The sequence below is a fragment of the Enterobacter cloacae complex sp. SHL021 genome, from assembly GCF_049237765.1.
Lineage (GTDB): Bacteria > Pseudomonadota > Gammaproteobacteria > Enterobacterales > Enterobacteriaceae > Enterobacter > Enterobacter cloacae.
Genome location: NZ_JBMKJG010000035.1, coordinates 1 through 20,768 on the forward strand (window position 1 = coordinate 1; position 20,768 = coordinate 20,768).

Annotated in this window: 19 protein-coding genes and 1 riboswitch; of the genes, 12 read left to right on the forward strand and 7 right to left on the reverse strand. The window is 55.6% G+C overall.

All coding sequences use genetic code 11. The features are described 5' to 3' along the window. Positions 1-275: 275 nt before the first annotated feature. Together purH and purD are read left to right on the forward strand one after the other, a co-directional pair. Complete coding sequence (gene purH, locus ACOTZF_RS23780) at positions 276-1,865, forward strand: bifunctional phosphoribosylaminoimidazolecarboxamide formyltransferase/IMP cyclohydrolase (protein ID WP_013095020.1); 1,590 nt, start codon at positions 276-278, stop codon at positions 1,863-1,865. A gap of 15 nt (positions 1,866-1,880) precedes the next feature. After that, positions 1,881-3,173 (forward strand): phosphoribosylamine--glycine ligase, encoded by a 1,293-nt coding sequence (purD, locus tag ACOTZF_RS23785; RefSeq protein WP_013095019.1) that lies wholly within the window; start codon positions 1,881-1,883, stop codon positions 3,171-3,173. A gap of 46 nt (positions 3,174-3,219) precedes the next feature. Here the strand turns inward: purD and ACOTZF_RS23790 are convergent, their stop codons facing one another. The 6 genes from ACOTZF_RS23790 to nudC all read right to left on the reverse strand — a co-directional run bounded on the left by ACOTZF_RS23790 (position 3,220) and on the right by nudC (position 7,574). Next, on the reverse strand, positions 3,220-3,912 hold the full coding sequence (locus tag ACOTZF_RS23790) for a DUF1481 domain-containing protein (RefSeq protein ID WP_129253520.1): 693 nt from the start codon (positions 3,910-3,912) through the stop codon (positions 3,220-3,222). Positions 3,913-3,923: 11 nt separating this feature from the next. Beyond that, positions 3,924-4,196: a nucleoid-associated protein HU-alpha gene (hupA, locus tag ACOTZF_RS23795; protein ID WP_002445246.1), complete on the reverse strand. Its 273-nt coding sequence runs from the start codon at positions 4,194-4,196 to the stop codon at positions 3,924-3,926. A gap of 186 nt (positions 4,197-4,382) precedes the next feature. After that, entirely contained in the window at positions 4,383-4,973 is a 591-nt protein-coding gene (locus ACOTZF_RS23800) for a YjaG family protein (protein WP_129253515.1), read from the reverse strand. 44 nt (positions 4,974-5,017) lie between these two features. Then, positions 5,018-5,686, reverse strand: a complete 669-nt coding sequence (nfi, locus tag ACOTZF_RS23805) for a deoxyribonuclease V (RefSeq protein WP_013095016.1) — start codon at positions 5,684-5,686, stop codon at positions 5,018-5,020. Positions 5,687-5,695: 9 nt separating this feature from the next. After that, positions 5,696-6,760 (reverse strand): uroporphyrinogen decarboxylase, encoded by a 1,065-nt coding sequence (hemE, locus tag ACOTZF_RS23810; RefSeq protein WP_020684618.1) that lies wholly within the window; start codon positions 6,758-6,760, stop codon positions 5,696-5,698. Between the two features lie 40 nt (positions 6,761-6,800). Then, complete coding sequence (gene nudC, locus ACOTZF_RS23815; protein ID WP_013095014.1) at positions 6,801-7,574, reverse strand: NAD(+) diphosphatase; 774 nt, start codon at positions 7,572-7,574, stop codon at positions 6,801-6,803. 95 nt (positions 7,575-7,669) lie between these two features. On the opposite strand from nudC, the gene ACOTZF_RS23820 reads away from it, so the two are divergent. From ACOTZF_RS23820 to ACOTZF_RS23865, 10 genes are all read left to right on the forward strand, one after another. Next, positions 7,670-8,167: an Rsd/AlgQ family anti-sigma factor gene (locus ACOTZF_RS23820; protein ID WP_013095013.1), complete on the forward strand. Its 498-nt coding sequence runs from the start codon at positions 7,670-7,672 to the stop codon at positions 8,165-8,167. Positions 8,168-8,221: 54 nt separating this feature from the next. Next, a riboswitch (TPP riboswitch) is annotated at positions 8,222-8,331 on the forward strand. A gap of 79 nt (positions 8,332-8,410) precedes the next feature. Next, a complete protein-coding gene (thiC, locus tag ACOTZF_RS23825) occupies positions 8,411-10,306 on the forward strand; it encodes a phosphomethylpyrimidine synthase ThiC (protein WP_020684620.1) in 1,896 nt (631 codons plus the stop codon). Further along, on the forward strand, positions 10,306-10,941 hold the full coding sequence (gene thiE, locus ACOTZF_RS23830; RefSeq protein WP_020684621.1) for a thiamine phosphate synthase: 636 nt from the start codon (positions 10,306-10,308) through the stop codon (positions 10,939-10,941). Before thiC ends, thiE begins: the two co-directional genes overlap by 1 nt. Continuing rightward, positions 10,934-11,689, forward strand: a complete 756-nt coding sequence (locus ACOTZF_RS23835; RefSeq protein WP_038985018.1) for a HesA/MoeB/ThiF family protein — start codon at positions 10,934-10,936, stop codon at positions 11,687-11,689. Before thiE ends, ACOTZF_RS23835 begins: the two co-directional genes overlap by 8 nt. After that, entirely contained in the window at positions 11,673-11,873 is a 201-nt protein-coding gene (gene thiS, locus ACOTZF_RS23840; protein ID WP_013095009.1) for a sulfur carrier protein ThiS, read from the forward strand. Before ACOTZF_RS23835 ends, thiS begins: the two co-directional genes overlap by 17 nt. 1 nt (position 11,874) lies before the next feature. Further along, a complete protein-coding gene (gene thiG, locus ACOTZF_RS23845) occupies positions 11,875-12,645 on the forward strand; it encodes a thiazole synthase (RefSeq protein ID WP_038985015.1) in 771 nt (256 codons plus the stop codon). Then, positions 12,642-13,775 carry a 2-iminoacetate synthase ThiH gene (thiH, locus tag ACOTZF_RS23850; RefSeq protein ID WP_020684624.1) on the forward strand — a complete coding sequence of 378 codons (1,134 nt, stop codon included), beginning with the start codon at positions 12,642-12,644 and terminating at the stop codon, positions 13,773-13,775. The genes thiG and thiH overlap by 4 nt, the downstream gene beginning before the upstream one ends. Positions 13,776-14,100: 325 nt before the next feature. Further along, positions 14,101-15,642: a sensor domain-containing diguanylate cyclase gene (locus ACOTZF_RS23855; protein ID WP_038985013.1), complete on the forward strand. Its 1,542-nt coding sequence runs from the start codon at positions 14,101-14,103 to the stop codon at positions 15,640-15,642. A gap of 146 nt (positions 15,643-15,788) precedes the next feature. Continuing rightward, entirely contained in the window at positions 15,789-16,097 is a 309-nt protein-coding gene (locus tag ACOTZF_RS23860) for a PTS sugar transporter subunit IIB (protein WP_023334100.1), read from the forward strand. Then, positions 16,097-16,414 carry a PTS lactose/cellobiose transporter subunit IIA gene (locus ACOTZF_RS23865; RefSeq protein ID WP_013095004.1) on the forward strand — a complete coding sequence of 106 codons (318 nt, stop codon included), beginning with the start codon at positions 16,097-16,099 and terminating at the stop codon, positions 16,412-16,414. Before ACOTZF_RS23860 ends, ACOTZF_RS23865 begins: the two co-directional genes overlap by 1 nt. Positions 16,415-16,471: 57 nt before the next feature. On the opposite strand, the gene rpoC is transcribed toward ACOTZF_RS23865, so the two are convergent. Beyond that, positions 16,472-20,695: a DNA-directed RNA polymerase subunit beta' gene (rpoC, locus tag ACOTZF_RS23870; protein WP_013095003.1), complete on the reverse strand. Its 4,224-nt coding sequence runs from the start codon at positions 20,693-20,695 to the stop codon at positions 16,472-16,474. Between the last annotated feature and the right edge of the window lie 73 nt (positions 20,696-20,768).

Consider the following 20,768-nt stretch of genomic DNA (forward strand, 5'->3'; position numbering starts at 1 on the left):
AGGCGCATTATAGGGAGTTCTCCGCAGGCCGCAACCGCTAAATGACAGAAAAATGACTGACTGCTGCATTCCCCAGCAAAACCCCGCCTTATACCTTTTTACACACAGAGTTATCCACAGCGATGCGAAAAAGTGAAAATTCGCGAGCGTTGCGCAAACGTTTTCGTTAAAATGCTCGCGCTTAACAAGGATGCCTCGTCAGGTGTGTTAGATGAGTTTTTCGCTGGAAAATTCATCTAACGCTCTCTGTAATCGTGAAATCCAGGGGATTTACCATGCAACAACGTCGTCCAGTCCGCCGCGCTCTGCTCAGTGTTTCTGATAAAGCCGGTATCGTCGAATTCGCTCAGGCACTTTCTGCACGTGGTGTAGAGCTGCTGTCCACAGGTGGTACCGCACGCCTGTTAGCAGATAAAGGTCTGCCGGTAACCGAAGTGTCCGATTACACCGGTTTCCCGGAAATGATGGATGGACGCGTCAAAACCCTGCACCCGAAAGTCCACGGCGGCATTCTGGGTCGTCGCGGTCAGGATGATGCCATTATGGAACAGCATGATATCGCGCCCATTGATATGGTTGTCGTTAACCTTTATCCGTTCGCCCAGACCGTGGCGCGTGAAGGCTGCTCTCTGGAAGACGCCGTAGAGAATATTGATATCGGCGGACCGACGATGGTGCGCTCCGCGGCCAAGAACCATAAAGACGTGGCCATTGTGGTGAAGAGCAGCGACTACTCCGCCATTATTAATGAAATGGATGCGAACGAAGGGTCACTGACTCTTGACACCCGTTTCGACCTCGCGATTAAAGCATTCGAACACACCGCCGCGTACGACAGCATGATCGCCAACTACTTCGGTAGCCTGGTGCCGGCTTACCACGGCGAAAGCAAAGATCCTTCCGGCCGCTTCCCACGCACGCTGAACCTGAACTTCATCAAGAAGCAGGATATGCGTTATGGCGAGAACAGCCACCAGCAGGCAGCCTTCTATATAGAAGAAGAGGTAAAAGAAGCTTCTGTCGCTACCGCCCAGCAGGTTCAGGGCAAAGCGCTCTCTTATAACAATATTGCCGATACCGATGCCGCACTGGAGTGTGTGAAAGAGTTCAATGAGCCTGCCTGCGTTATTGTGAAGCACGCGAACCCCTGCGGCGTAGCGGTCAGTACTTCTATCCTGGACGCTTACGATCGCGCCTATAAAACTGACCCAACCTCTGCCTTCGGCGGCATTATCGCGTTTAACCGTGAACTGGATGCCGAAACCGCGCAGGCCATTATCTCTCGCCAGTTTGTTGAAGTGATCATCGCGCCATCTGCGTCTGAAGAAGCGCTGAAAATCACCGCCGCGAAACAGAATGTGCGCGTGCTGGTTTGCGGCCAGTGGGCAGAGCGCGTGCCGGGTCTTGATTTCAAACGTGTAAATGGTGGGCTGCTGGTTCAGGATCGCGATTTGGGCATGGTGACAGCCGCTGACCTGCGCGTCGTCACCAAACGTCAGCCAACCGAACAGGAACTGCGTGATGCGCTGTTCTGCTGGAAAGTGGCGAAGTTCGTGAAATCCAACGCCATTGTCTATGCCAAAGAGAACATGACCATCGGGATAGGTGCAGGCCAGATGAGCCGCGTTTACTCTGCGAAAATTGCCGGTATCAAAGCAGGCGACGAAGGCCTGGAAGTAAAAGGTTCTGCCATGGCGTCTGACGCCTTCTTCCCGTTCCGTGACGGTATTGATGCGGCCGCCGCTGTGGGTATTACCTGTGTGATCCAGCCTGGCGGTTCTATCCGTGACGACGAAGTCATTGCCGCTGCCGACGAACACGGCATTGCGATGATCTTCACCGATATGCGTCACTTCCGTCATTAATTCCCGGAGCAGAAAATGAAAGTATTAGTGATTGGTAACGGCGGGCGCGAGCACGCGCTGGCGTGGAAAGCGGCGCAGTCTCCGCTGGTTGAAACCGTTTTTGTGGCTCCGGGTAATGCGGGTACGGCGCTGGAACCTGCGCTGCAGAACGTCGCCATCGGCGTGACCGATATCCCCGCGTTGCTGAGCTTTGCCCAGAACGAGAAAATCGATCTCACCATCGTCGGCCCGGAAGCGCCACTGGTGATTGGCGTCGTTGACGCGTTCCGTGCCGCAGGTCTGAAAATCTTCGGCCCGACGGAAGGCGCAGCACAACTGGAAGGGTCTAAAGCCTTTACCAAGGATTTCCTTGCGCGTCATAACATCCCGACGGCGGAATACCAGAACTTCACCGAAGTCGAGCCCGCGCTGGCTTACTTACGTGAAAAAGGCGCGCCGATTGTGATTAAAGCCGACGGTCTGGCTGCCGGTAAAGGTGTTATCGTCGCGATGACGCTCGAAGAAGCCGAAGCAGCCGTACAGGATATGCTGGCAGGCAATGCCTTTGGCGACGCGGGCCACCGCATCGTGATCGAAGAGTTCCTTGATGGCGAAGAGGCGAGCTTTATCGTGATGGTGGATGGCGAACACGTTCTGCCGATGGCCACCAGCCAGGACCATAAGCGCGTGGGCAATGCGGATACCGGGCCGAATACCGGCGGTATGGGCGCTTACTCCCCTGCCCCTGTGGTGACGGATGAAGTGCATCAGCGCACCATGGACCGTATCATCTGGCCAACCGTAAAAGGAATGGCCGCCGAGGGTAACACTTACACCGGTTTCCTCTATGCGGGCCTGATGATTGACAAGCAGGGCAATCCGAAGGTGATCGAATTTAACTGCCGCTTCGGCGATCCAGAAACTCAGCCAATCATGCTGCGCATGAAATCTGACCTGGTGGAGCTGTGCCTGGCCGCATGCGACGGCAAGCTGGATGAGAAAACCTCAGAGTGGGACGAACGCGCGTCTCTGGGCGTGGTGATTGCTGCGGGCGGTTATCCTGGCCACTACAACACCGGAGATGAGATCCATGGCCTGCCGCTGGAAGAAACCGAAGGTGCCAAGGTGTTCCACGCCGGAACGAAACTGGCTGACGACGATCGCGTACTGACCAATGGTGGTCGCGTGCTGTGTGCCACCGCGCTGGGTCATACCGTTGCCGAAGCGCAGAAGCGCGCCTATGCGCTGATGGCGGATATCCACTGGAACGGTAGCTTTAGCCGTCAGGATATCGGTTATCGTGCGATTGCACGTGAACAAGGGGAGTAATCCCCCCTCATTCTAACCCTCTCCCTCAAGGGAGAGGGGATTTACGTCAAAAACTCTTTTCTGTCGGCTGCCAGGTGCAGAAATCTTCGTTCGCCACCAGCAACAGCTGAGAGCCTTCAGGCGCTTCAAGCCACGCCACACTCACTTCCATCGATGAATGACGCTGACGGCGCTGAATATGTTCGGTTGCCCAGGATTCAAGATCAGGTTTGACTGTCTGCTCTTCGCAGGTAGTGACCGTACCATCGGTATGCCAGCGCCCCTGACGCAGCACCACGCGTCCCTGACGCAGCGCATCGCTGGTCTGACGGATTTGTCCGGCACGATAACGATAGAGAGCAACCTGATCGCTGGAGAGTTGCTGTTTTTGACCGTTGACTTCACGCTGCATAAAGCTCAGCTCGCCGTGGTCATCAAACCGCACTTTTACATGTTCGGGGGTTTTGCCGTAGATATTGAGTTCGATGAATGACAGGTCGTCTCCCTGCCAGCGATACTCTGCGGTCGATGTATTGCCGTTATGCCACGGGCTAAAAGCGGAAAGCAGATGCACTTCACCGCCAGAATCTTTACGCCAGATCCTCACCGCTCCCTGGTTGTCAGCGTAACCGCTGGCGGTAAACGGTGGTAAAGAGGTGTCATGGCTACAGGCGGAAAGCAGTAACACGCCCGCCAGCGCAAGCGCGCCACGCCAGAATGACAAAAGGGGCGTTGCCGCCCCTTCGTTAAAACTGTTCACTGCCACGCGTCTTACTTAACTGCGTCTTTCAGTGCTTTACCAGAAACAAATGCCGGCACGTTAGCTGCGGCGATTTTGATTTCTTTACCGGTCTGCGGGTTGCGGCCAGTACGCTCAGCGCGGTGGTTCACTTTGAAGGTACCGAAACCAACCAGTTGTACAGCATCGCCTTCTTTCAGAGACTCAGTAATAGCAGCCAGGGTAGATTCCAGAGCAGCTTTAGCCTGCACTTTAGACAGATCAGCCTTGTCCGCAATTACATCAATCAGTTGAGTCTTGTTCATAAGTTATCCTTTCAATGTGTTTATCGCTTGCTAAGCATCGAGTGCGACGAAAATGCCAAAATAGCACTCTCCTGCATACACGCACCGATAGCCACTTTTTTTCGCCCCCCAAATGTAGACCAGACGGGGGGCAGAAGGGAAGAGTCGAGGTGCGACAAAACAGGCGTTAAATCACGTTTTGTTGTCTCATTGGTTAAAAATTATACCAATATTACTCTCGCCGGCCTCACGCAAGTCCGCACGCAGCCCTTTTATCAGCTCAATATCGCGTTCTTCACACTCTGCCAGCAGGCGGAAAATCTCCCACTGAATATCCCATTCCTGTTCAACAGCAGGGTTAGCCCGCAGCTCTTCGTCGGTCATTTCACGGCCTGCCTGGGTCATTTCGAGCATCGCTACGGTCGTAATGGATGCCTTACTGACTTCAATAGCGTGCTCCAGCGTTTCACCGCTCAGACGAGAGTGAATCAGTTCGCTTAACGCTACGCAGGCATCAATTGCCGGATAGACACCGTACAGATCAAAATTATCCGCCACCGGAATAGCCTCTTCGAGCTTTTCCAGCTGAGAGTCGAAGTTCACCTTTGCGTCTTTGACCGTCAGCGTTTCCCAGATGAGGTCGAGGATCCGGCGATAAATATGGCCATCACCAAACTCCGTCTGCTTGCAGAACGCGGCGTAGTTCGGATACATGCGCTCGCACAGGCAAGCCATAAAGGTGACGTGCTGCCAGCTTTCCAGCTTCTCAAGGCGCAGGTGAATCGGGTTTTGTAGCATGATGAGATCTCGAATCGAAAATTAGCCGCAGTTTACCTGATTCATCACTGAATTTCCTGCCAACGAACAAAAGCCGGACGAGCAGAGGCCACCGCGTCTGCCCAGCGCGTGGGCTCAGGTAACCGGTAACCCTTCATACAACGCTGCACCCAGGCCAGGGCGCTGTCCATGCTCACACGGTGCCCGGTTGCGATAAACAGCGGGTTACAGCGCGCTTTACTGCGCCAGACCCATGCCAGTTGCTCACCCTTATCGATAAGCGGCGCCAGCGCGCCCGGCTCGGCGGAGAGCGGCTCAAATGCACCGCACAGGCGTTTTTTGGCCACACCGATGGTGGGTACATCCACCAGCAGACCAAAGTGGCTGGCAACGCCTAAACGACGCGGATGAGAGATACCGTGTCCATCAACAAACAGCAGATCGGGTTTTTGTGAGAGTTGCTCCCACGCTGCGAGCAGCGCGGGGTATTCACGGAAGGAGAGAAAGCCCGGTATGTACGGCATGGTGGTGGCGATACGCGCCACTTTGTACTCCACCAGCTCAAGTGAGGGATACTTCAGCAGCACCATCGCCGCCCGCGTCACTTCACCGCCCTGCTCAAACCCGACATCCGCACCGCCTATATACTGCGGGGGATCCTTATCCAGACGATCTTCGCGGATCACGGATGAAGCCAGTTCTATCTGTTGAGCGCGTAATGACGCGAGATCCATAACCACTCCTTATTTGTGATATTGCGCAGAAAGTCGGTGCACCGCCTCCACAAACGCGCCAGCGTGCTCTGGCGGAACGTCCTGATGGATACCGTGCCCGAGGTTAAACACGTGCCCTTCCCCCTGGCCAAAGCCAGCCAGAATAGACGCCACCTCTTCTTCAATACGGGCAGGCTGCGCGTAGAGCATGGACGGATCCATATTGCCCTGCAGCGCCACTTTGTCACCCACGCGACGGCGCGCGTCGGCGATATCGGTGGTCCAGTCGAGACCCAGCGCATCGCAGCCGGTCGCCGCCATGGCTTCCAGCCACTGACCGCCGCCTTTGGTGAACAGCGTGACCGGCACACGGCGGCCTTCATTTTCACGCAGCAGGCCATCAACGATTTTGTGCATGTAGTAGAGCGAAAATTGCTGATAATCGCGCCCGGTCAGCACGCCGCCCCAGGTATCGAAAATCATCACCGACTGCGCACCCGCTTTGATCTGCGCGTTCAGATAGAGGGTGACGCTTTTCGCCAGCTTATCGAGTAGCGCATGCAGGGCCAGCGGCTCGGCATACATCATCTTTTTGATCACGGTAAAGGCTTTACTGCTGCCGCCTTCAACCATATAGGTCGCCAGCGTCCACGGACTGCCGGAGAAGCCAATCAGCGGGACTTCGCCTTTCAGTTCGCGACGAATGGTGCGCACGGCATTCATCACATAGCCCAGCTCCTGCTCAGGATCGGGAACGGGCAGCTTATCAACGTCCGCTTTGCTTTTGATTGGGGAAGTGAAACGCGGGCCTTCGCCGGTTTCGAAATAGAGCCCAAGGCCCATCGCATCCGGAATGGTCAGAATGTCCGAAAAGAGAATGGCGGCATCCAGCGGGAAGCGGCGCAGCGGCTGGAGCGTAACTTCACACGCCAGCTCGGCATTTTTGCACAGCGACATAAAATCGCCCGCCTGCGCACGCGTGGCTTTGTACTCTGGCAAATAGCGTCCCGCCTGGCGCATCATCCACACCGGGGTGACATCAACGGGCTGGCGCAGCAGCGCACGCAGATAACGATCGTTTTTCAGTTCGGTCATTTTTGCAGTTCCTTAAGCGTCATGGCCTCAGTGTAACATGTCACTCAGCATCAGCCCGACACATTGCTACGGTATCTTCTATCAGCCGACGGGCGACGGTGCCTGGTGGTGGCAGCAGCGGCAAATCGTCATAACGATACCAGTTCGCCTCCAGCAACTCTTTCTGGTCGATGACAATCTCGCCGCTGTCATAATCGGCCATAAAGGCCGTCATCAACGACTGCGGGAACGGCCACGGCTGGGAGGTAACATAGCGCAGGTTTTTAACCTTAATCCCGCTCTCTTCCATCACTTCACGCGCCACCGCCTGTTCCAGCGTTTCGCCCACCTCGACGAACCCGGCCAGCACGGTATGAATGCCGTTGCGGTGGCGGGTGTGCTGCGCCAGCAGGATGGAATCGTCACGACGGATAGCGACGATAATGCACGGCGCAATTTGCGGGTAGTAGCGCTCACGGCAGTGGCTGCAGAGCATCGCCCACTCGGTTTTACTGGGGTGCATGGTATGACCACAGTAGCCGCAGTACTTATGCGAACGGTAAAACTCAGCCAGCTGCACGCCCCGGCCCGCCAGCTGGAACAGGCCCACATCCTGATCCAGCACCTGACGAACCGATCCCATGTCATTGCGGCGTGGCTGTTGGATCAACCACACGGGTTCACCCTGCCATTCCCCGATCTTCAGCGCGGGCAGGCCGACAAGATCGAATTTTTCTGCTGCGCCATAGGGTATTTCCCCGGCAGGCAACCATAATTTTTGTTCGTGACTGACGATCCACCAACCCAGATCTGATTTTTCAATAATACGATCCATATCTATTGCACTACCTTCGCTTCACTGACATGTTGTTAGCATTGTGGTTACATTTTGGATAAGCAGATTCAATTCTCAACCTTGCGGAGTCAACCATGTTAAACCAGCTAGAGAGCCTGACTGAGCGCGTTAGAGGAAGTAACAAACTGGTGGATCGCTGGCTACATGTGCGCAAGCATCTACTCGTGGCTTATTACAATCTGGTCGGTATTAAGCCTGGCAAAGAATCGTTTATGCGGTTGAATGAAAAAGCGCTGGATGATTTTTGTCAGAGCCTGGTCGACTATCTGTCCGACGGCCATTTCAATATTTATGAACGCATTATCCGCGAAATGGAAGGGACTACACCGTATTTAGCGGCCAGCAAACTCTATCCGCTGCTGGAAGCTAACACCCAGCAGATCATGGATTACTACGATTCCACGCTTGAGAACGCTATCGATCACGATAACTATCTTGAGTTTCAGCAGGCGCTTTCCGACCTCGGCGAAGCGCTGGAAGAGCGATTCACGCTGGAAGATAAGCTGATCGCCCTCGCCCTGGATCACGGCCTGGATGTGAGCCACGAAGATAACGTCGCGCGACCTGCTTGAGTTCTTAATCGTTAACGAGTAATTTACAACCATTCGCCCCTCTGCGGAGGGGGATTTTTCTTGTCGGAGTGCCCAGTGTGCAAGCACGGGCTGAGACCGTTAATTCGGGATCCGCGGAACCTGATCAGGCTAATACCTGCGAAGGGAACAAGAGTCACACTGCTGTTGTATCGCCTCCAGGGCGATCCTCTCTTGCTTCATCCGTCGTCTGACAAGCCATGTCCTTCACTTTTGGAATGAGCTATGTCTACAACAAAACTGACCCGCCGCGAACAGCGCGCACAAGCCCAACACTTCATCGACACTCTGGAAGGCACCGCTTTCCCGAACTCAAAACGCATTTACATCACCGGTTCACAGGCGGATATCCGCGTGCCAATGCGTGAAATCCAGCTTAGCCCGACCCTTATCGGTGGCAGCAAAGCGCACCCGCAGTATGAAGATAACGAAGCCGTTCCGGTGTATGACACTTCCGGTCCGTACGGCGATCCTGCGGTTGCCATTAACGTTCAGCAGGGTCTGGCGAAATTGCGCCAGCCGTGGATTGACGCGCGTAACGACTGCGAAGAGCTCTCTGACCGCAGCTCGGCGTACACCAAAGCGCGTCTGGCCGACGATGGTCTTGATGAGCTGCGCTTCACCGGGTTGCTGACGCCGAAACGCGCGAAAGCGGGTAAATGCGTTACCCAGCTGCACTATGCCCGCCAGGGCATCGTCACGCCGGAGATGGAGTTTATCGCCATTCGTGAAAACATGGGTCGCGAGCGTATCCGCAGCGAGGTGTTACGCCATCAGCATCCGGGAGAAGGCTTCGGGGCACGTCTGCCGGAAAACATCACGCCGGAGTTTGTGCGTGATGAAGTGGCCGCTGGCCGCGCGATTATCCCTGCCAACATCAATCACCCCGAATCTGAACCAATGATCATTGGCCGCAACTTCCTGGTGAAGGTCAACGCCAATATCGGCAACTCGGCCGTGACCTCCTCCATCGAAGAAGAGGTGGAAAAACTGGTCTGGTCGACACGCTGGGGCGCGGACACGGTGATGGATCTCTCCACCGGGCGTTACATCCACGAAACCCGCGAGTGGATCCTGCGCAATAGCCCGGTGCCTATCGGAACGGTGCCCGTTTATCAGGCACTGGAGAAGGTGAACGGTATTGCCGAAGACCTCACCTGGGAAGCCTTCCGCGACACGCTGCTGGAGCAGGCGGAACAGGGAGTCGACTACTTCACCATTCACGCGGGCGTGCTGCTGCGCTACGTGCCGATGACGGCGAAGCGTCTGACCGGTATTGTCTCGCGCGGCGGCTCTATCATGGCCAAATGGTGCCTGTCGCACCATAAAGAAAACTTCCTCTACGAACACTTCCGCGAGATCTGTGAAATCTGTGCCGCGTACGATGTCTCCCTGTCGCTGGGCGACGGCCTGCGTCCGGGCTCCATTCGTGATGCCAACGACGAAGCGCAGTTTGCCGAACTGCATACCCTGGGTGAGCTGACCAAAATCGCCTGGGAGTATGACGTGCAGGTGATGATTGAAGGCCCGGGACACGTGCCAATGCAGATGATCCGCCGCAACATGACCGAAGAGCTGGAGCACTGCCACGAAGCGCCATTCTATACCCTGGGGCCGTTGACCACGGATATCGCTCCGGGCTATGACCACTTCACCTCCGGGATTGGTGCGGCAATGATCGGCTGGTTCGGCTGCGCCATGCTCTGCTATGTGACGCCGAAAGAGCACCTCGGCCTGCCCAACAAAGAGGATGTGAAGCAGGGGCTGATCACCTACAAAATCGCCGCTCACGCCGCGGATCTGGCCAAAGGCCACCCTGGCGCGCAAATCCGCGACAACGCCATGTCGAAGGCGCGCTTTGAATTCCGCTGGGAAGACCAGTTCAACCTGGCGCTCGATCCTTTCACTGCCCGCGCGTATCACGATGAAACCCTGCCGCAGGAGTCGGGCAAAGTGGCGCACTTCTGCTCCATGTGCGGGCCAAAATTCTGCTCGATGAAAATCAGCCAGGAAGTGCGTGACTACGCCGCCGCGCAAACCATTGAAGTGGGTATGGCGGATATGTCAGAAACCTTCCGCGCGAAGGGCGGCGAAATCTACCTCAAAAAAGAGGAGGCGTAATGTATCAGCCTGATTTCCCCTCCGTTCCCTTCCGTTTAGGGCTCTATCCTGTGGTGGACAGCGTGGCGTGGATCGAACGCCTGCTGGCGTGCGGCGTTCGCACAATCCAGCTGCGCATTAAGGATAAACGTGATGACGAGGTGGAGGCCGATGTGGTCGCCGCCATCGCACTGGGGCGTCGCTACGACGCGCGCCTGTTTATCAACGACTACTGGCGACTGGCCGTTAAGCACCAGGCGTACGGTGTGCATCTGGGTCAGGAGGACCTGGAAACAACGGACCTGAGCGCTATCCGGGACGCTGGATTAAGACTGGGGGTGTCAACACACGACGACATGGAGATCGACGTGGCGCTGGCGGCTCGCCCTTCGTACATCGCACTTGGCCATGTTTTTCCGACGCAGACCAAACAGATGCCCTCTGCCCCACAGGGGCTGACGCAGCTGGCGGCGCACGTTAAACGCCTTGCCGATTACCCTACCGTCGCGATCGGTGGGATCAGCCTGGAACGCGCTCCTGCCGTGCTGGATACCGGTGTCGGCAGTATCGCTGTCGTCAGCGCCATTACCCAGGCGGCAGACTGGCAGGCCGCCACCGCACAGCTGTTAAAACTGGCAGGAGCAGGCGATGAATGATCGTGATTTTATGCGCTACAGCCGCCAGATCCTGCTGGAGGATATCGCCATTGACGGGCAGCTAAAGCTGCTCGCCAGCCGGGTCCTGATTGTTGGTCTGGGCGGATTAGGCGCTCCTGCCGCGCTCTATCTGGCAGGCGCGGGCGTGGGCACGCTGGTTCTGGCCGATGATGACGAGGTTCATATCAGTAACCTGCAGCGACAAATCCTCTTCACCACGGAGGATGTTAACCAGCCCAAAGCGCAAATCACCCGCAAAAGGCTGAAGCAGTTGAACCCGGACATCACGCTCATCGCGCACCAGGAGCGGCTCCACGGCGACACTCTGCAGCGCGAAGTCGCCCTTGCTGATGCGGTGCTGGACTGCACCGACAATATGGCGACCCGCCAGGCCATTAACGCCGCCTGCGTGGCACAGAATACGCCGCTTATCACCGCCAGTGCGGTCGGTTTCGGCGGGCAGATGATGGTGCTGACCCCGCCCTGGGCGCAGGGCTGTTATCGTTGCCTGTGGCCGGATGATGCCGAGCCGGAGCGCAACTGCCGCACCGCGGGCATACTGGGCCCGGTGGTAGGCGTGATGGGGACCCTGCAGGCGCTGGAAGCCATTAAATTGCTCAGCGGTATGGAAACAGAGCGCAATACGCTGCGGCTGTTTGATGCCCGCTCCAGCGGCTGGCGTCATCTGGCACTGCACCGCGCCAGCCACTGTCCGGTGTGCGGAGGCCGCAATGCGCATTCTGTTTAATGATGAGCCGATGAAATGCGATGACGGTCTCACCGTTGCCGCGCTACTCGAGAAGCTGCGCCAGCTCAAGCCGGGAACGGCGCTGGCGCTTAATCAACAGATCCTGCCGCGTGAGCAGTGGGAACATCAGCAGGTGAGCGAAGGCGACCAGATCCTGCTGTTTCAGGTTATCGCCGGGGGCTGAGATGTTACGTATTGCTGATAAAGTCTTTGATTCACATCTGTTTACCGGGACCGGAAAATTCGCCTCGCCGCAGCTGATGGTGGATGCCATCCGTGAAAGCGGCAGCCAGTTGGTGACGCTGGCGCTCAAGCGCGTCGATCTGCGCCATCACAGCGACGCCATTCTGGCACCGTTGCTGGATGCTGGCGTTACCCTGCTGCCCAATACCTCCGGTGCGAAAACGGCTGAAGAGGCGATTTTTGCGGCTCAGCTGGCCCGTGAAGCGCTGGGTACCCACTGGCTGAAACTGGAAATACATCCGGATGCACGCTGGCTGTTGCCCGACCCCATCGAAACGTTAAAAGCGGCCGAAAAGCTGGTGCAGCAAGGCTTTACCGTTCTGCCCTACTGCGGGGCCGATCCCGTGCTGTGTAAACGGCTGGAAGAGGTCGGCTGCGCTGCCGTCATGCCGCTGGGTGCCCCAATTGGTTCTAATCAGGGACTGGAGACCCGCGCCATGCTGGAGATCATCATTGAGCAAGCCACCGTGCCGGTGGTAGTGGATGCAGGCATTGGCGTGCCCAGCCATGCCGCCCAGGCGCTGGAGATGGGAGCAAGTGCCGTGCTGGTGAACACGGCCATTGCGGTCGCCGACGACCCGATCTTGATGGCTCGTGCGTTCCGCATGGCCGTGGAGGCTGGCTTGCTGGCACGAGAGTCTGGCCCGGGAACGCGCAGTTTTCAGGCACAGGCCACCAGCCCCTTGACCGGCTTTCTGGAGGCGCTCTCATGACCACCTTTACCGACCGCTGGCGGCAGCTTAACTGGGACGATATTGCCCTGCGTATCAACAGTAAAACGCAGGCTGACGTGGAGCGCGCCTTACAAGCCCGTCACCTGTCCCGCGACGATATGATGGCCCTGCTCTCTCCGGCGGCGAGCACCTTTCTTGAGCCGATGGCCCAGCGCGCTCAGAGGCTCACCCGCCAGCGTTTTGGCAACACGGTGAGCTTTTACGTACCGCTCTACCTCTCTAACCTGTGCGCGAATGACTGCACCTACTGCGGCTTCTCCATGAGCAACCGCATCAAGCGGAAAACACTCGATGAGAGCGAAATCGCCCGTGAGTGTGCCGCCATCCGTGAAATGGGTTTTGAGCATCTCCTGCTGGTCACGGGCGAACACCAGAGCAAAGTCGGGATGGACTATTTTCGACAGCACCTTCCGGCCATTCGCCGTCAGTTCGCGTCGCTACAGATGGAGGTTCAACCCCTGTCGCAGGAGGAATACGCGGAGCTTAAAACCCTCGGGCTGGACGGAGTGATGGTGTATCAGGAAACCTACCACGAGGCGACGTATGCCCGGCATCACCTGAAGGGAAAGAAACAGGATTTCTTCTTCCGGCTGGAGACCCCGGACAGGCTGGGCCGGGCCGGGATCGACAAAATCGGTCTGGGCGCGCTGATTGGGCTGTCAGATAGCTGGCGAGTGGATTGCTACATGGTAGCGGAACACCTGCTATGGCTGCAGCAGCACTACTGGCAAAGCCGTTACTCCATCTCTTTCCCACGCTTGCGACCGTGTACGGGAGGTGTTGAACCCGCCTCGGTGATGGACGAACGTCAGCTGGTCCAGGCCATCTGTGCGTTTCGCCTGCTTGCCCCGGAGGTTGAATTATCCCTCTCGACGCGTGAATCTCCTGCGTTTCGTGACCGCGTGATCCCGCTTGCGATTAACAACGTCAGTGCGTTCTCCAAAACGCAGCCAGGGGGCTACGCCGATGACCATCCGGAGCTGGAACAATTTGCGCCACATGATAGTCGACGGCCAGAAGCAGTTGCCGCCGCCCTGACCGCGCAGGGGTTACAACCGGTCTGGAAAGACTGGGATAGTTGGCTGGGAAGAGCCTCGCAAATGCGTTGAAACGCACTGCAAGCCGTTAAAAAATTGTCGAGGCGCTCTGGAGAGTCACAACCGGACGATTGTCATCTATCGTCCGGTTTTTTATTGTCATGCCGTCAGCAACGGAAGCTGACCAGGGCGAAAAGCTTCTTCCTCGTTTCGCCCTGCCTCTGATTCATTGCACACGCCGCCCGCCAGTGAATGAGTATTTTCTTAATGGTTCTTAAGATAAATCATCTCATCTGAAACTGTGTTCCGTATAATTCACAGCTAACCGCAGGACAGCGACTATGCTGAGAGGATATCGGCAGACGAAAAACTCACCATCAGGATTGATGTACAACTCATGGCACTTCACAGCAGAAAGCTCTCTTTTACCCGACCCATTATGCTCAGCTTTGCGGGGATCCTGTGCAGTTTTGCGCTGATCGCGGTCGTGGTTACCCTTTCACAACAAAAAGATTTTCTTGAGGATTATCATAAGATTAATGGTAACTTCACCCACAACCTGGCGGTGAACTACACCGAATCTATCCTGCGTGAAAACGACTATATCCTTGGGCGTTCGGCGCTCTATTTTTCACGCAACGACACGCTGAACGAGATGCTGAACGTCAATCCGTCGCAGGGTTTACAGATGTTGATGCATCTACAGAACCTGATGCCGACCGTCTCTTCCATTTCTCTGACAGACACCCAGGGCCGTTATCTGCGCGCGCCGGAGGTACTTCCCACGGAAAAGAGCAAAACCTTCGATCCCCGGACGCGTCCATGGTTCATCGCCCAGGCGGAAGCCAGCATCTTCAGCCACTATACCCGCCCTTACATGGACTATTTTACCGGGCATCCCACGGTCACTCTTTATAAGCCGTTGATTTCTCCGGAAGGACGGCTCAAGGGTACAATAGCATTTCATCTCGATTTGACCTCCATGGGGTTTACCCTTCGTCAGATGGTAGCGCCTGTACAAGGGGAATTCTTTGTTGTCGAACGCGACGGTGCCGTGGTGCTTCATCCTGATCCGGGCGCACTCTTCAAGCAGTACGTGAGCGAAGCTCTGATGGACAAAATGACCAGCGGCGAAGGCCATCTGTATGATAAGAAAACCAAAGCCTGGTATTACTACTACTCCTTCACCAACCCGGACTGGTTTGTCATCTACCGGGTTTCGGGCGCAACGCTCACCGACATTACCCGCCATGAGACCACTATCGTCGGCTGGGGTTTTGCGCTGGCGGCCATCATTATCATCCTCTTCGGTCTGTACCTGCGCCATGAGTCGCGTACCGTGCTGATGACGATTATCAACGCCATCAAAACCGGCGACGTCAACCAGGCTCCGCGTCTGGAAGCGATGCTTAGCCATACTATCCAGTCCAACAAAGCGCGTGAGATGGCCTATGTGCGCCAGGCCACCCATGATGCACTCACCGGCTGCAAAAACCGTCGGGCATTTGATAGCGATGTGGATGAGCTACTCAGTGCCCACCAGCCTTTCGCCCTGGCGCTGATTGACATCGACAACTTTAAATCGATTAACGACACCTGGGGTCACCTGAGCGGTGATATCGTCCTGCGTAACGTGGCGCGTGAAGGGATCCAGATAATGCAGCCGCATAACATCTCGGTTTACCGCTACGGTGGAGAAGAGTTCGCAGTGATTTTCCAGGCTGACCAGATCGCTAGCGCATTCTCGTTACTGGACGCGTGGCGAACCGCCGTTGAAAAACGCGTCTGGCGGGAAGAAAACCTGCGGGTAACGTTCAGTGCCGGTCTGGGAGAATGGCATTTCGAACCGCTGGAGGAGCTGGTGGGGAGCGTTGATAACGCCCTCTACAGCGCGAAACAACAGGGAAAAAACCGCATTATTCGAACGTCTGTCGGCTGATTTTCGCTGCCCTGCGCAAAATTGTAACCGGTTTCAGAAAAATGCCGATTTCTTTGTGATGCCTGACACACAATCACGGTAAAGCGGTTGTTGAAGCAGTCTGCACGGGATAATTATCAATAAACACATGTAGATCGAGGCTGATTATGAAGAACATCGTTTTATGCTGTGCAGCGGGAATGTCAACGAGCATGCTGGTTCAACGTATGAAAGACGCCGCACAGAAAAAAGGGGTTGAAGTCACCATTAAAGCCGTTCCGGTCGCGGAATTTAAAGACAACATCGCGACGGCCGACATCGTATTACTGGGGCCACAGGTTAAATACGAGCAGGCGAAACTTCAGGCCCAGGCCGAGCCGCTGGGTAAAAAGGTCGCGGTGATCGACATGATGGATTACGGCATGATGAAAGGTGATGCCGTACTGGAAAAAGCGCTCAAACTGCTGGAGTCATAATGGAAGACTTAGAAACGACAATCATGGAACTGCTGGTCAACGCGGGTGCGGCGCGCAGTGCTGCCCTGACGGCATTACAGATGGCGCGTAAAGGTGACTTTGACGAAGCCGAAAAGGCGATGGAAGAGTCGCGCGAGTATGTGAAGCATGCGCACACCATCCAGACACAGCTTATTGGTCTTGATGAAGGCACCGGGAAACTTCCGGTTAACCTGATTACCGTCCATTCTCAGGATCACCTGATGAACGCGATGGTGATCCAGGATCTGGCGGGCGACATGATTGAGCTTTATCGACGCATCCCGTTGCTAAATTAAAAGCTACAGCTGTAAAAAAACCCGCCGAGGCGGGTTTTTTATTTACGGCATCAACGATTACTCGTTGTCGGAACCGCCCAGACCTGCGTTCAGCAGTTCGGCCAGGCTCGCGGATGCATCTTCAGCAGTCACCTGCGGTGCAGCTGGCAGTTCGCCTGCAGCACGACGACGCATACGATCCTGATGGTACGCATAACCGGTACCCGCCGGGATCAGACGACCCACGATAACGTTCTCTTTCAGACCGCGCAGTTCATCACGTTTACCTGCAACAGCGGCTTCGGTCAGGACACGAGTGGTTTCCTGGAACGATGCTGCAGAGATGAAGGACTCGGTTGCCAGAGACGCTTTGGTGATACCCAGCAGATCGCGCGAGAAGGTCGCACCGATTTTGCCGTTCGCTTCCAGTTCGCGGTTAGCGATCTTGACGCGTGAGTACTCAACCTGCTCGCCTTCCAGGAACTCGGAGCTGCCCGCGTTCTCGATGGTCGCTTTACGCAGCATCTGACGAACGATAACTTCGATGTGTTTATCGTTAATCTTAACGCCCTGCAGACGGTATACGTCCTGTACTTCGTTAACAATGTAACGCGTAACAGCATGCACACCACGCAGACGCAGGATGTCGTGCGGCGCTTCTGGACCGTCGGAAACCACGTCACCACGTTCTACGCGTTCACCTTCGAACACGTTGAGCTGACGCCACTTAGGAATCATCTCTTCGTACGGCTCGCTGCCATCTACCGGGGTGATAACCAGACGGCGTTTACCTTTGGTCTCTTTACCGAAGGAGATGATACCGCTGATTTCAGCCAGGATTGCCGGCTCTTTCGGACGACGTGCTTCGAACAGGTCCGCAACGCGTGGCAGACCACCGGTGATGTCCTTGGTACCGCCGGATTCCTGAGGAATACGCGCCAGGGTGTCACCAGAGCTGATCTGTACGCCATCTTCCAGCTGTACAATCGCTTTACCAGGCAGGAAGTACTGCGCAGGCATATCGGTACCAGGGATCAGAACGTCGTTACCCTGAGCATCAACGATTTTCAGTGCAGGACGCAGATCTTTACCGCCGGTAGTACGTTCAGCAGAATCCAGAACTACCAGAGAAGACAGACCGGTCAGCTCGTCAGTCTGACGAGTAATGGTCTGGCCGTCGATCATGTCAGTGAAGCGGATGAAACCACTCACTTCGGTGATAACTGGCATGGTATGTGGATCCCAGTTTGCAACGGTTTCACCGCCGGCAACCTGCTCGCCATCACCTTTCGCCATAACAGCACCGTAAGGCACTTTATAGCTCTCTTTGGTACGACCGAATTCGTCGATCAGCTTCAGTTCGGTGTTACGAGAAGTGATAACCAGTTTACCGCTGGAGTTCACAACCGATTTCGCGTTGCTGAGCTTGATGCTACCTTTGTTTTTCACCTGGATGCTGGATTCAGCAGCCGCACGAGATGCCGCACCACCGATGTGGAACGTACGCATCGTCAGCTGTGTACCCGGCTCACCGATGGACTGTGCCGCGATAACGCCGATGGCCTCACCTTTGTTGATGATGTGGCCACGTGCCAGGTCACGACCGTAGCAGTGCGCACATACACCAAAGTCGGTGTCACAGGATACAACGGAACGCACTTTCACGGAGTCAACAGAGTTCGCTTCCAGCAGGTCACACCACTGTTCGTGCAGCAGCGTGTTGCGTGGAACCAGAATGTCTGCGGTACCCGGCTTCAGAATGTCTTCCGCGGTAACACGACCCAGTACGCGATCGCGCAGTGGCTCTTTAACATCACCACCCTCGATAACCGGGGTCATGGTGATACCTTCAAGGGTGCCACAATCGTCTTCGGTCACCACCAGATCCTGCGCAACGTCAACCAGACGACGCGTCAGATAACCGGAGTTCGCTGTTTTCAGTGCGGTATCCGCCAGACCTTTACGCGCACCGTGCGTGGAGATGAAGTACTGGAGTACGTTCAGACCTTCACGGAAGTTCGCGGTGATTGGCGTTTCGATGATGGAGCCATCTGGCTTCGCCATCAGACCACGCATACCTGCCAGCTGACGAATCTGTGCTGCAGAACCACGCGCACCGGAGTCGGCCATCATGTAAATGCTGTTGAAGGAAACCTGCTGCTCTTCTACGCCGTCACGGTTAATCACGGTTTCGGTTTGCAGGTTATCCATCATCGCTTTGGATACACGATCGTTCGCCGCAGCCCAGATATCGATAACTTTGTTGTAGCGTTCGCCCGCGGTTACCAGACCAGACTGGAACTGCTCCTGGATTTCCGCAACTTCAGCTTCTGCTTCAGAGATGATCTCGTGTTTCTTCTCTGGGATGACCATGTCATCGATACCAACAGATGCACCTGAACGCGCTGCATAAGCAAAGCCGGTGTACATTGTCTGGTCAGCGAAGATAACGGTCGGCTTCAGACCCAGAATGCGGTAACAGGTGTTCAGCATTTTGGAGATCGCTTTCTTACCCAGCGCCTGGTTGACGATGGAGAAAGGCAGACCTTTCGGTACGATCATCCACAGAATGGCACGGCCGATAGTCGTGTCTTTCAGGCTGGTTTTCGCAACGAATTCGCCGTTAGCATCTTTTTCGTATTCAGTGATACGCACTTTAACGCGCGCATGCAGAGAGGCCAGGCCAGCGCGATAAATACGCTCAGCTTCTTTCGGGCCAGTCAGCACCATGCCTTCGCCTTTAGCGTTAACACAGTCACGGGTCATGTAGTACAGACCCAATACAACGTCCTGAGAAGGAACGATGATTGGCTCGCCGTTCGCAGGAGACAGGATGTTGTTGGTAGACATCATCAGCGCACGCGCTTCGAGCTGGGCTTCCAGCGTCAGCGGTACGTGAACAGCCATCTGGTCACCATCGAAGTCGGCGTTATACGCCGCACAAACCAGTGGGTGCAGCTGAATAGCTTTACCTTCGATCAGGACTGGCTCAAATGCCTGGATACCCAGACGGTGCAGAGTTGGTGCACGGTTCAGCAGTACCGGGTGTTCGCGGATCACTTCGTCCAGGATATCCCAAACGACAGCTTCTTCACGCTCAACCATTTTCTTAGCGGCTTTGATGGTGGTGGCGAGTCCTCGCAACTCCAGTTTGCCGTAGATGAATGGTTTGAACAGCTCCAGTGCCATTTTCTTCGGCAGACCGCACTGATGCAGACGCAGGTATGGACCTACGGTGATTACAGAACGACCGGAGTAGTCAACACGCTTACCGAGCAGGTTCTGACGGAAACGACCCTGTTTACCTTTGATCATGTCGGCCAAAGATTTCAGAGGGCGTTTGTTAGAACCGGTGATCGCACGACCGCGACGACCGTTATCCAGCAGGGCATCTACCGCTTCCTGCAGCATACGTTTTTCGTTGCGTACGATGATGTCCGGCGCAGCCAGATCCAGCAGACGTTTCAGACGGTTGTTACGGTTGATCACGCGACGATACAGATCGTTCAGATCGGACGTAGCGAAACGACCACCATCCAGCGGAACCAGCGGACGCAGATCTGGCGGCAGAACCGGCAGAACGGTCAGGATCATCCACTCTGGCTTGTTACCAGACTGAACGAACGCTTCCAGCAGTTTGATACGCTTGGTCAGCTTTTTACGCTTGGTTTCGGAGTTGGTTTCGTTCAGCTCTTCACGCAGCTGCTCGCACTCTTGCTCCAGATCCATGCTCTTCAGCAGGGCCTGAATAGCTTCCGCACCCATCTTCGCGTCGAATTCGTCACCGAACTCTTCCAGCGCGTCCAGATACTGCTCTTCAGTCAGGATCTGGTGACGTTCCAGGTTCGTCATCCCGCCTTCGATAACCACATAAGATTCGAAGTACAGAACACGTTCGATATCGCGCAGCGGCATATCCAGCAGCAGGCCGATACGGGACGGCAGAGATTTCAGGAACCAGATGTGAGCAGTCGGAGACGCCAGCTCGATGTGGCCCATGCGCTCACGGCGCACTTTGGTCTGGGTCACTTCAACGCCGCACTTCTCACAGATCACACCACGGTGTTTCAGGCGCTTGTACTTACCGCACAGGCACTCGTAATCTTTTACTGGCCCGAAAATACGTGCACAGAAAAGGCCGTCACGCTCAGGTTTGAACGTACGGTAGTTGATGGTTTCCGGCTTTTTAACTTCACCGAAAGACCATGAACGGATCATGTCTGGCGAAGCCAGAGCAATTTTGATCGCATCAAACTCTTCGGTTTTAGTTTGCGCTTTCAGAAACTTTAATAAGTCTTTCACGGATTTGCTCCCGTCGGAGTTAGCACACTCTGCTGTCGGGCGTTAACCCGACAGCAGTGACCTGTTTGAGCGA

Bases quoted from the DNA above. Each gene is read 5' to 3' on its own strand.
- ACOTZF_RS23855 (WP_038985013.1), top strand. From the start codon at position 14,101: ATGGCACTTCACAGCAGAAAGCTCTCTTTTACCCGACCCATTATGCTC.
- ACOTZF_RS23835 (WP_038985018.1), top strand. From the start codon at position 10,934: ATGAATGATCGTGATTTTATGCGCTACAGCCGCCAGATCCTGCTGGAG.
- purD (WP_013095019.1), top strand. From the start codon at position 1,881: ATGAAAGTATTAGTGATTGGTAACGGCGGGCGCGAGCACGCGCTGGCG.
- thiS (WP_013095009.1), top strand. From the start codon at position 11,673: ATGCGCATTCTGTTTAATGATGAGCCGATGAAATGCGATGACGGTCTC.
- hemE (WP_020684618.1), bottom strand. From the start codon at position 6,760: ATGACCGAACTGAAAAACGATCGTTATCTGCGTGCGCTGCTGCGCCAG.
- ACOTZF_RS23860 (WP_023334100.1), top strand. From the start codon at position 15,789: ATGAAGAACATCGTTTTATGCTGTGCAGCGGGAATGTCAACGAGCATG.
- purH (WP_013095020.1), top strand. From the start codon at position 276: ATGCAACAACGTCGTCCAGTCCGCCGCGCTCTGCTCAGTGTTTCTGAT.
- ACOTZF_RS23820 (WP_013095013.1), top strand. From the start codon at position 7,670: ATGTTAAACCAGCTAGAGAGCCTGACTGAGCGCGTTAGAGGAAGTAAC.
- hupA (WP_002445246.1), bottom strand. From the start codon at position 4,196: ATGAACAAGACTCAACTGATTGATGTAATTGCGGACAAGGCTGATCTG.
- thiC (WP_020684620.1), top strand. From the start codon at position 8,411: ATGTCTACAACAAAACTGACCCGCCGCGAACAGCGCGCACAAGCCCAA.
- thiG (WP_038985015.1), top strand. From the start codon at position 11,875: ATGTTACGTATTGCTGATAAAGTCTTTGATTCACATCTGTTTACCGGG.
- ACOTZF_RS23865 (WP_013095004.1), top strand. From the start codon at position 16,097: ATGGAAGACTTAGAAACGACAATCATGGAACTGCTGGTCAACGCGGGT.
- ACOTZF_RS23800 (WP_129253515.1), bottom strand. From the start codon at position 4,973: ATGCTACAAAACCCGATTCACCTGCGCCTTGAGAAGCTGGAAAGCTGG.
- thiH (WP_020684624.1), top strand. From the start codon at position 12,642: ATGACCACCTTTACCGACCGCTGGCGGCAGCTTAACTGGGACGATATT.
- nfi (WP_013095016.1), bottom strand. From the start codon at position 5,686: ATGGATCTCGCGTCATTACGCGCTCAACAGATAGAACTGGCTTCATCC.
- thiE (WP_020684621.1), top strand. From the start codon at position 10,306: ATGTATCAGCCTGATTTCCCCTCCGTTCCCTTCCGTTTAGGGCTCTAT.
- nudC (WP_013095014.1), bottom strand. From the start codon at position 7,574: ATGGATCGTATTATTGAAAAATCAGATCTGGGTTGGTGGATCGTCAGT.